The sequence below is a fragment of the Poseidonibacter ostreae genome (genome assembly GCF_009208075.1).
In the GTDB taxonomy this organism is placed as follows: Bacteria; Campylobacterota; Campylobacteria; order Campylobacterales; family Arcobacteraceae; genus Poseidonibacter; species Poseidonibacter ostreae.
Genome location: NZ_WFKJ01000035.1, coordinates 21349 through 31927, shown reverse-complemented (window position 1 = coordinate 31927; position 10579 = coordinate 21349). Strand labels below are relative to the sequence as shown.

8 protein-coding genes are annotated in these 10579 nt (G+C 25.8%); 3 read left to right on the top strand and 5 right to left on the bottom strand.

The window, feature by feature from the left end; translation table 11 throughout:
- Nucleotides 1-103: 103 nt before the first annotated feature.
- The 3 genes from GBG18_RS11055 to GBG18_RS11045 all read left to right on the top strand — a co-directional run bounded on the left by GBG18_RS11055 (nt 104) and on the right by GBG18_RS11045 (nt 4535).
- A complete protein-coding gene (locus GBG18_RS11055) occupies nt 104-3466 on the top strand; it encodes a DUF748 domain-containing protein (protein WP_152191089.1) in 3363 nt (1120 codons plus the stop codon).
- Nucleotides 3467-3592: 126 nt separating this feature from the next.
- Nucleotides 3593-4135: a hypothetical protein gene (locus tag GBG18_RS11050; RefSeq protein ID WP_152191087.1), complete on the top strand. Its 543-nt coding sequence runs from the start codon at nt 3593-3595 to the stop codon at nt 4133-4135.
- A 10-nt stretch (nt 4136-4145) separates the two neighbouring features.
- The gene (locus GBG18_RS11045) at nt 4146-4535 is read left to right on the top strand and encodes a DUF6858 family protein (protein WP_152191085.1); all 390 of its coding nucleotides are present in this window, start codon (nt 4146-4148) and stop codon (nt 4533-4535) included.
- Nucleotides 4536-4557: 22 nt separating this feature from the next.
- On the opposite strand, the gene GBG18_RS11040 is transcribed toward GBG18_RS11045, so the two are convergent.
- From GBG18_RS11040 to mtaB, 5 genes are read right to left on the bottom strand one after another with little or no spacing between them, the layout of a single operon-like run.
- Nucleotides 4558-6762: an endonuclease MutS2 gene (locus GBG18_RS11040; protein WP_152191083.1), complete on the bottom strand. Its 2205-nt coding sequence runs from the start codon at nt 6760-6762 to the stop codon at nt 4558-4560.
- Between the two features lie 6 nt (nt 6763-6768).
- Nucleotides 6769-7308 (bottom strand): molybdopterin adenylyltransferase, encoded by a 540-nt coding sequence (mog, locus tag GBG18_RS11035; RefSeq protein ID WP_152191081.1) that lies wholly within the window; start codon nt 7306-7308, stop codon nt 6769-6771.
- A 40-nt stretch (nt 7309-7348) separates the two neighbouring features.
- A complete protein-coding gene (bioV, locus tag GBG18_RS11030) occupies nt 7349-7870 on the bottom strand; it encodes a pimelyl-ACP methyl ester esterase BioV (protein ID WP_152191079.1) in 522 nt (173 codons plus the stop codon).
- Complete coding sequence (locus GBG18_RS11025; RefSeq protein ID WP_152191078.1) at nt 7860-9326, bottom strand: AAA family ATPase; 1467 nt, start codon at nt 9324-9326, stop codon at nt 7860-7862. Before GBG18_RS11025 ends, bioV begins: the two co-directional genes overlap by 11 nt.
- The gene (gene mtaB / locus GBG18_RS11020) at nt 9307-10575 is read right to left on the bottom strand and encodes a tRNA (N(6)-L-threonylcarbamoyladenosine(37)-C(2))-methylthiotransferase MtaB (RefSeq protein ID WP_152191076.1); all 1269 of its coding nucleotides are present in this window, start codon (nt 10573-10575) and stop codon (nt 9307-9309) included. The genes GBG18_RS11025 and mtaB overlap by 20 nt, the downstream gene beginning before the upstream one ends.
- Between the last annotated feature and the right edge of the window lie 4 nt (nt 10576-10579).

Sequence of the window (10579 nt, the reverse complement as noted above, 5' to 3'; positions counted from 1 at the left end):
TTAATACGTGATTGTATCAAAATTGATATTATATTCGTTATAATTAATTAGACAACTATTTAATAATATATATAAATTTGAAGAAAATTAAAAAGGGTTTATAATGGGCAAAATAGAAAAATATTTTTATTGGTTATGTTTTTTTCTGGCAATTTACATAACAATTGGATTTAAACTTATTCCTAATGTAATACAAGAACAATTAGTAAAAAATTTAGATGAAAATTTGACTTTAAAAACAAGCGTTGAAAAAGTAGAATTTAATCCTTTTACTTTAGAAGCAAAAATTCATAACTTAGCTCTTGCAGATGAAAAAGGCAATAAAACAATCTCTTTTTCACAGTTTAAGTTAAATATCGCACTATTAAGATCTATTCTTGAAGCACATATTAGTTTACAAGAAGTTTTACTTCAAGATGCTACTGTAAATATAGAAGAGAGTTTAGATGGAACTATTAACTTAACAAAAATAGTAAAAGTTAAAGAAGAGAAGAAAGAAGAAGCAGTAAAAAAAGATGAAGAAGCTTCTGATATTAAGTTTTTAGTATCAAAAATCTCTTTACTAAATATGAATATCAACTATACAAAACAAAGAAAAGATAAACCATATAACTTAAGTATAAATAATGCCAACTATATTCTACATGATGTAGGAACTTATAAAAATAGTTTAGCTTCAAACGATTTACAATTTAAAATAAATGAACATACAAAAGTATCATTAAGTGGTGCTTTTAATACTCTTCCTTTTAAGATGTATGGAAAAGCTGAAATAATTGATTTACGATTAAAAGAAATACTTAATCAACAAAAAGAGATATTAAACTTTGATATTAATGACAATGCTAGATTTGATTTAGCTTTAAATTACAATATTAATACACAAAATGATTTTGACTTGAAATTAGAAACACAAAAACTAGAGCTTTCAAATATAGATATCAGTCAAAATAAAAGTAGTATTGCAAAACTTAATAAACTTATAATTGAAAAATTAAACCTTGATTTATTAAAGCAAGATATTAAAGTAAAAAATATAAATATAAAAGACTTACAAACAAGTATAATTAGTGATAAGAACGGTCTTAATTTAAGTAAACTAGTAAAACAAACAACTACTAAAGTTGAAACTAAAAAAGAAGTAAAAGAAGAAGTAGTAAAACCTTGGAATATTTTAGTATCAAATATCAAACAAACAAACTTGGATTTAACTTTTAGTGATAAGGTTAATAATACAAGTGTTAAAACAAAAAACTTTAATACAGATATATCTAGTATAAAAGTTACAGGCTCAGATATTTTACTAAATAAACTTAAGATATCAAATCCAGACATAGCATATATTGATAATAAAAATGCAATGAATGTTAACTTAAATAAAAACACGATTTCTTTTGATAAGCTATCAATTCTAAACAATAATATTGATATTAATAATATAAATATTTCACAAAATGATATTTCTTTTAAAGATAAAAAATCTTCATTAGATATCAATTTAAATAAGCCAAAAATAAATCTTAATAGTTTAAAAGTTAAAGACTCAAATATTTATATTTCAAAAATAAAACTAAACACTCCAAAACTTCACTTTAAAGATTTAAAAAACAACTTAGATATTCAAACTAAGAGTACTAATTTATTAACTACTGAGTTAAATATTATCAAGTCAATTATTTCAATAAATAAAATTAAACTAGACACACCAGCTGTAAAGTTTAGAGATTTAAAGTCTAAATTAGATGTAGACACTAAAAACACAAATTTACAAGTAAACAAACTAAATATCAATGGTCCTAAGATAACTATGGCATCAATTGCACTTATAAATCCAAAACTTAATATCAATGATAAAGCAAATAACTTAGCAATAGATATTAATAAAATAAATGCAAATATAAGTTCATTTATATTAAATAAAAATGATATATCAATCAAAACAGCAAAAATATCAAAAGGTTCATTAACATTTAAAGATATAAAAAATAAAACAGATATCTATTCAAAAGAGATGAAAATAAATGTAAATAGACTAAAACAAAGAAAGAACTCATTAAGTCTTGATTCAATTAGAGTTTATGACCCAAGTTTATCTATTGTAAATAAAAAAGATAAAAGTAATATTATTGCAAAAAATATTGATATAAGTATTACTGGTATTTCAAATAGTAAAAAAGGTTTAAAGATTTTAAAAACAAATATTACAAAGCCTGATATTTCTGTTGTTTTAGGAAAAAACAATACGAAAGTTGATGAAAAAACAGTAGTAAAGAAAGAAACAAAAAAAGCAAAAGAAGAAGAAAGTGCAAAATTAAATATTGGTCCAATAAATATAAATAATGCAACACTATCTTTTGAAGATCAAAATTTACCACTTCCTTTTAAAACAATTATTAGTAAGTTAAATGGAAAAGTATCTAAACTTGATACTACAAAAAGTACAACTTCAAAACTTAAAGTAAATGGGGTTGTTGATAAATATGGAACAACTCAAATAACAGGAATTGTTCATCCAAAAAGTTTAAAGATTTTAACAGATATTAATATGTTATTTAAAAATATCTCTATGCAAAACTTTACACCTTATACTGGTAAGTTTATAGGAAAAGAGTTAGAGAGTGGAAAACTAGACTTAGATTTAAAATATAATGTTCAAAAATCAAATCTAGATGCTAAAAATAATATAGTTATTACAAAGTTAAAACTTGGTAAAAAAGTTGAAAGTAAAGATGCGGTTTCACTTCCATTAGAATTAGCAATTGCCCTACTTGAAGATTCAAATGGGGTAATTGACTTAAGTATTCCTGTAAGTGGAAATATGGATGACCCACAATTTTCTATTGCACCTATTGTTTGGAAAGCCTTTGTTAATTTAATTACTAAAGCAATTACAGCACCATTTTCTCTTCTTGGAGCAATTTTTGGCTTTGATGCAAATGAAATTAATAGTGTAGATTTTGACTATGGAGAAGATGTGGTTACACCTATTCAAAAAGAAACACTTGATAAGATAGTTCAAATACTAAATAAACGTCCAAACTTAGTCTTAGAATTCAATCCTTCTTATGATAAAGATAAAGATTTAAAAGCTCTTAAAAAATCAAAATTTGATAAAATTGTTTCAAATGAATTAAAAAATGTAAAAGATAAAGATTATAAAGAAGAGTATCTAGAACTATTAGAAGATATATATGAAGATTTTGACCAAAAACTTAAGCCTTTAAAACAGCAGTATGCTAAAGATGAAAAAGGATATAAAAGTAGTTTAGAAGAGTATATTATTTCAAAACAAGAAATTAGTAAATCTCTTTTAGCAAAACTTGCTTTAAATCGAGTAACAAATATTAAAAACTATTTATTAAATGAAAAAAAGATAAATGCAAAACAAGTAAAACTATCTAAAAAAATTGAAGTAAAAACTCAATCTAAAAAAACATCTAACATTGATTTAAAACTATCAAAATAATATAGTAAAGATTTATTCTTTACTATAAGCTATTCTTATAACTTTTATTTATTGACATATAATAGTTTATCTGATATCATTCCTAAAGTATAATTAAAATTAATAATAAACAAATAAGGAAAACTTATGAACAAAATACTACCAGGAATTTTAATTCTTGTAATACTATTCGTTACATTCGCAGTTTTTGAAGAAGTTAATAAATTTGATCCAAAACAAAAAAGACTACAATGCCAAGAAAAAACAATTACTTTTGAAAAGATTGATTTTGAACATCCAATATGGGAAACAAACAATCTAATAGAAACAAATAACTTTATAATTAAATCAAATATTGAGTATTCAAAACTAATGCCAAGCCATTTAATAAACATTTTAACTGTAGAACAAGCAGATGAAACTTTAAACAAAGTTTTAAATACATATATAAAATATGATATACCAAATGATAAAAAACTTTTAATTGATTATTATATATATGAAAATGATAAAGAAGATAAAGGTAAAAAAGGTCCTAAATCAAAACTTTATGCAGGATATTTATTATTTGAGTTTAAACTAGATAATAAATTAGTTTATAAAATACAAACAGATTATATGAATATAGATGCAAAAGACATTGAAGAAAGAATGGATTGTGCTATAAAATCTTTTCTTTCAATTAAATAAAGGATAAAAAATGAAACAAAAAATATTTAAAGATAAATATCATATTTTTGAAATAGAGTTTAAAAAAGATGAATTAAAATATAAAAGTGTAGATGAAATTATAAATGCATTACAAGTAAAAATTGATGCACATCCTGTAATTGCATTTATTTCAATTTTTGATCAATATGCTCATACTTCAGCTTTAGAAATGGGAGAAATCAATGAAAGTATAAAAGCTGCTAAAAATATAATATTTTGTTTTGGAAAAGAGTTACCAACGCCTGAAGTATTAGCAGTAAGGCCTAGAAGTATTGGAGTTTGTGAACTTGAGGATTCTTATGTTATAAACTATTTAGAGGCACCTAATGAAGCTGCAAATGATACTATGGAGAATTTTATTAAGTCTTTAAAAGATTAATACTAAAAAGGTAATAAAGCTTTTATAACTTTATTACCTTTGCTCCAAAACCACCTTGACTTGGGTGTGCATCAGTATATCCACTAACACTTGGATGAGAATCTAAGAACTGCTTAACTGCATATGATAATTTTCCAGTACCAATTCCATGGTAAACTAAAACTTCATCAAAACCAGCAATTAAAGCATCTGATAAAAACTTATCTAAATTATCAACTGCTTCATCACTTCTTTGTCCATGTAAATCTAATTTAACATGGCCTGATGATGGTTTTTGAATTGTAACAGTTGCTTTAATAGGTTTTTTCTTTACTTTTGGAGGATTACCTGATTTTTGTAAATCAGCTAATTTAACTTGTACTTTCATCCCCATATCATTCTCAATATAAGCTTTAGTTCCTTTTATTGAAATAAGTACACCTTTAGTAGTTCTATATTTTACTCTATCCCCTACTTTTAACTCAACTTTATCTTGAACTTTTTCAGTCTTAATATCACTTGCTTTTTTATGTGCAATATTTAAGTGCTGATGAGATTCGCCAACTAGTTTAGCTTTAATAGCCTTTTTAGCTTCATCTCTTGCATCATTATACTCTTTATGAAGCTTTGATTTTTCAGAATAAATATGATCATCTAAAGTCTCTTTTTGCTCTTTTAAGTTTCTTGATAATCTTTCCATATTATCAATCTCTTCATTTAGTTTTGCTATTTTGATTTTATAATCTTTTTCTAACTCACTACTTCGCTCAATTAGTTCATTTAGTTTATCTTTATCCTCTCCATATACTTCTTTTGCTTTTTTAACTACATTATTAGGAATCCCATATCTAGAAGCTGTTTCAAAAGCATAAGACTTTCCAATAGTTCCTTGTAAAAATTCATAAGTTGGTATTCTATTAGCTTCATCATAAAGTGCAGCAATTAGTTCTACTTCATCATTTGAAGCCATTAAAGCAGCTAATCTTTTATGGTGAGTTGTAATAATTATCTTAATATCTTTTTTAATAAGCTCTTCAATAATTACTTTAAATAAAGATGCTGCTTCGTCTGAATCTGTTCCTAATTCAATCTCATCAACTCCAACTATTGCACTCTTTGTAGAAAAAAGTTTTGAAAATTCTTGCATTCTTCCTGCGAATGTAGAGATATCATTTTTTACACTTTGAGGATCATCCAATACTGCATTTATTGATTTAAAGTTACCTATTTTTGTATCTTCATGTGCTTTATATGGAATTAAATACTTTGATAATAAAACAGCAGATAAAATAGATTTTAACATCATTGTTTTACCCCCTGCGTTTACCCCTGTAATCATTACAACAGATTTTGAAAAATCAATGCTTATAGGTTTTGGGTCATGAAGTGCAGGATGTGAAAACTCTACAAGTTTATTTACGTTTTTCTTTGTTGGAATAATGAAGTTTTTATCCCCTACTTTTGCAAAAAATAGTCTTGCTTGATAATGATCAAATCTATCAAACTCTTTATTTATAAACTTTAAGAACATTAAATTCTTTTCAAATAAAGACGTTATTTGTCTACATATTTTTAGTAAAATCTCTTCTTGCTTATTTTTTAAATCATTTTGTTTTTGTTTTAGTGAGCTAACACTATGAGGAAGAACATAAAAAAATCCAGAGTTTGATCTATCAATTACAGAAGCTTTTAAGACATGATTAAAACCACCACGAACAAGTAGTGATTCTTCACCATTTATATAGTGAACTTGTGAATCAACAAGATATGATCTTACTTTTTGGTTATTAATAATCTTGTATAAACTTTGTTTTATTTGCTCTTTATTTGTAAAAATTGCATGTTTAACAGAATCAAACTCATCATCAATTCCATCTTTAAGTTTTGCTCTATCATCAAAATAATCACATACTTTTTCAACATCAGAGGGTATTATGATTTTATCAATCCATTCTTGAAGTTTTCCATCAAAATTAAATCTTTTTAAATACATAAAGTATTTTAAAATTTTAACAAACTCAACAATATCATCAACTTTTAAAACACCTTGTTTTTGAATATGTTGTAAAGCTCTATCAAGATTTTGTATCTCATTGGGAGCTTTTATATCAAACTTTGATATCTCATTTATAAGTTTATGATGAAGATTAATATCCCCTTCTAAAATTATAGATTTTTCACGTGCTAAAAATTTTGAAAATGATTCTATATAATCACTTAGGTCTAGTTTTTTAAGTATTTCTTGCATTAAAGTTTATTTTGCCTTTGGTCTAAATGGTTTTATTACATCTTCATTACACACTAAAAATGGACCTTCCATTAAATCAATACAATAAGGAATTGCAGGAAATACTGCATCTAAACACTCTCTAATTGATTTAGGTTTTCCAGGAAGATTAACTATTAGTGAGCTTCCTCTAAGTCCTGCTGTTTGTCTTGAAAGAATTGCAGTTGGTACAAACTTTAAAGATTCTGCTCTCATTAACTCTCCAAAACCTGGCATCATTCTATCACACACAGCTTCAGTAGCTTCTGGAGTTACATCCCTAGCTGCTGGTCCTGTTCCTCCAGTAGTAACTACTAAACAACATCCCTCATTATCAACTAAATCTTTCATTGTCTCTTCTAAAGTTTTTTGATCATCTTCAATACATCTATAAACTTCTTCCCAAGGAGATGTTAAATAGTCATTCATTGTATCAATAATTGCTTTTCCTGATAAATCTTCATAAATTCCTTTACTAGCTCTATCACTTGCAGTTATTATTCCTATTCTTGCTTTTTTTTCATTCATTATAATTCCTTCATATTTATTTGATTTTATATTTAATATTTTATCTATTTAGTATATGTCCAACATCTTTTATAAAATATACTGTTGCATATTTTATAAAAAAATTTTTTGCTTTTAAAGATTCGATTATCTTATCTTCTGCTCCTAAAAACACTTCGATTTTTGTACCTTTTTCTATTAAAGCTTGAAGTTTTTCTTCACACCATTCATAATTAAGAAGTTCATCTAATTGCTCATAAGTACCAGCAGTAAAATAATCTTTAGAGTTTATATTACTTGGATATGCAATATTTTCTAAAAAATTATTACAATAAGCTGTTTCATCTTTTTTGTAAAACATTAACTGCATTCTTTTAAACTTTTTATCTTTTGTTTGAAAAAAAGCTGGTGAAAAAAGCTGTAGTTTATCAACACGAATGTCTGAATTAAGAACTTCTTCAAACGCTTTTATAGCTCCATAAGAAAAGCCTGAAACTGTAAAATCATTTTTAGTTAAATACTGGGAAAATAGCTCTGATTCATTTTCTAAGCAAAATCCTGAAAAGTAACTCTTAGATATCATTTAGTGTTATAACCTCATTTTTAATCATAATATCTTTTAATCTATTTATTTCATCAGCATTATGAGATAATTCTGCTCTTAAATCATTTTTAACATTGTTTATTAACTCATCAACAGAACTTGCCATCTTATATTTATTTACAATCTCTTTTGCAATTAAATCAGCACTTTCTAAATCTTTATGATTTATCGCATACTTTTCTTTTTTGATAACTTCAACACCTATAAATCCAGCTAAATCTCTTTTTATATTTTCAATTAGGTCATGGTATGAGGGATATGTTGTATTTAGTTTTTCAATACTTTCATCAAATAAAGCTACTTTGCTTTTAGAAATAAATGCTTTTGAAGCTTGATAAATTGATAAAATTTCTTTTTGTTTTTCATCTAAAATTTTGATTTGTTTTTTACCAAATTCAAGTTTATTTTTTGCAATCTCAATATCATCTGAGTCTAATATTTTAGAATCTCTTTTTATCATATTTAATAAAGCTTCATTAATTAAAGTTGCTAAGGCTGCTGAACTAAACCCTGTCGTATCTATTGATAATTGCTTAATATTAATCTCATGATTTTTACCATCTAAATATAGCTCTAATATTTTTTCTCTATCTTCAATATTAGGAAGCCCTACATGAAGTCGTCTATCAAATCTTCCAGCTCTTAAAAGTGCTTCGTCTAATACTTCAACCTTATTTGTTGCAGCAATAACCATAACACCACTATCACCTTCAAAACCATCCATTTGAGTTAATAATTCATTTAATGTTGATTCTCTTTCATCATTAGAACTTCCACTTCTTTTTTTACCAACAGCGTCTATTTCATCAATAAAGATAATCGCAGGTGCATTTTGTTTTGCTTTTGCAAATAATTCTCGTACTTTTTTAGCACCCATTCCTACATAAATTTGAACAAAACTAGCACCACTTTGATAGAAGAATGGAACATCAGCTTCACCAGCAACTGCCCTTGCAATTAATGTTTTACCAACTCCTGGAGGTCCTATTAGTAAAACCCCTTTTGGAAGTTTTACTCCATATTTTAAATACTTTTTTGGTTCATTTAAAAAATCTACTACTTCTTCTAATTCTTCTTTTATTTCTGAAATTCCTGCAATATCTTTAAATGTTACATTTGAATTAACTGCATGAATATTTGTATTTAAATCCTCATTTGAAGAACTAGCTTTAGCTTTTTCTAATTGTGAGTTAAAAGATGAATTTTTCTTATTTTTATTTAAATACGCTTTTAGCTTATCTTGCTTAAGTTTAATAATTAAAGCTACAAAAAGTAGTATAAATAGAAATCCAATTCCTAAGAAATATGAACTATCTTGAATATGTGAGCCACCTTTATAAAGTGTGTATACAAAAAGTATTACTAAAACTATTGCAGATATTGCCATAAGTTTAAAGTTTTTATCTAGTGCTTTATTATCTGAATTTTGCGACATTGTTTTTAGCCTTTACTTCATAATCATCAATAAATATCCAATCTCCAACTAAATCAACAGAGGATTCAACTTCTATTTGATTAAAGTGTTGATCTAAACCTATGTATTTTCCATTTTTTTCTTGTTCTATTAAAATTTCTAATGTTTTATTATTCTCTTTTCTAAAATTAAAGTTTTTCTCTTCAATAATCTTAGTTAATTCGTTATAACGTAATTTAGCAATATCTCCACGAACTTCTGGTTTCATTGTCGCACTTGGTGTTCCATCTCTTTTTGAGTAAGTAAATGCATGAATATGTGTTAATGGAAATTTATGTAAATTTTCCATTGCTTCTTTCCATAAAATATCAGTTTCACCTGGATGTCCAACTATGAAATCAGTTCCTAAAGCATAACCATTTTCTTTTAAAAATTCAAAAAGTTCTAAATCTGATAAAACCTTATTTCTTCTATTCATTAGTTTTAACATATCTTTTGAAGTATGTTGAAGTGCAATATGAAGGTGTTTTGCCATAAATGGTTCATTTACTAACTCTTTAAACTCATCATCAATTTGAATAGGTTCAATACTTCCCATTCTGATTCTTCGTACACCTTTTATTTTAGACATTTTCTTTAAAAGTTTTGCTAAAGAAGTATGTTGTTTTTTCCCATACGAACCTACATTAGTTCCTGTTAAAATAAACTCTCCAAAACCATTTGAAGCTAGAGTTTCAACTTGTTCTAAAATCTTATCTTCACTATAAGATCTTGCATCACCACGAACGTGAGGAATAATACAATATGAACATCTAAAATCACAGCCCTCTTGTACTTTTATAAAAGCCCTACTTTTTCCAACAAACTCTTCAACAATTGTACTATCAAGATGTTCTAAATCTCCTGCTTGGAAAAATCTATCTTCTTGTTGTAAAAGGTCATTTATTTTCTCTTTTTCAGAATGACCAAATAAGGCATCAACTTTTTCTTCTTTAAATAAGCTTTCACCTTTTGTCCAAACACCACAACCTGTAAATACAACTCTTGGATTATTTCCTAGTTTTTTTAAACTATTTATATATCCTCGGGCTGTACTATCTGCTCCATTTGTAACTGTACATGAGTTTATTACTACTACATCTGCTTGTTTTTCATCTTGAGTAATATCAAAATCTTTTAAATTACTCATCATTACTTGAGTATCAAATACATTTGTTCTACATCCAAATGTTTTAAAATAAACTTTTTGTTTTTCTTTAGTAAAATTCATATAT

Excerpts from the sequence above, each read along its gene's own strand:
- GBG18_RS11040 (WP_152191083.1), bottom strand. The coding sequence starts at position 6,762 with ATGCAAGAAATACTTAAAAAACTAGACCTAAGTGATTATATAGAATCA.
- mtaB (WP_152191076.1), bottom strand. The coding sequence starts at position 10,575 with ATGAATTTTACTAAAGAAAAACAAAAAGTTTATTTTAAAACATTTGGA.
- mog (WP_152191081.1), bottom strand. The coding sequence starts at position 7,308 with ATGAATGAAAAAAAAGCAAGAATAGGAATAATAACTGCAAGTGATAGA.
- GBG18_RS11045 (WP_152191085.1), top strand. The coding sequence starts at position 4,146 with ATGAAACAAAAAATATTTAAAGATAAATATCATATTTTTGAAATAGAG.
- GBG18_RS11050 (WP_152191087.1), top strand. The coding sequence starts at position 3,593 with ATGAACAAAATACTACCAGGAATTTTAATTCTTGTAATACTATTCGTT.
- GBG18_RS11025 (WP_152191078.1), bottom strand. The coding sequence starts at position 9,326 with ATGTCGCAAAATTCAGATAATAAAGCACTAGATAAAAACTTTAAACTT.
- GBG18_RS11055 (WP_152191089.1), top strand. The coding sequence starts at position 104 with ATGGGCAAAATAGAAAAATATTTTTATTGGTTATGTTTTTTTCTGGCA.
- bioV (WP_152191079.1), bottom strand. The coding sequence starts at position 7,870 with ATGATATCTAAGAGTTACTTTTCAGGATTTTGCTTAGAAAATGAATCA.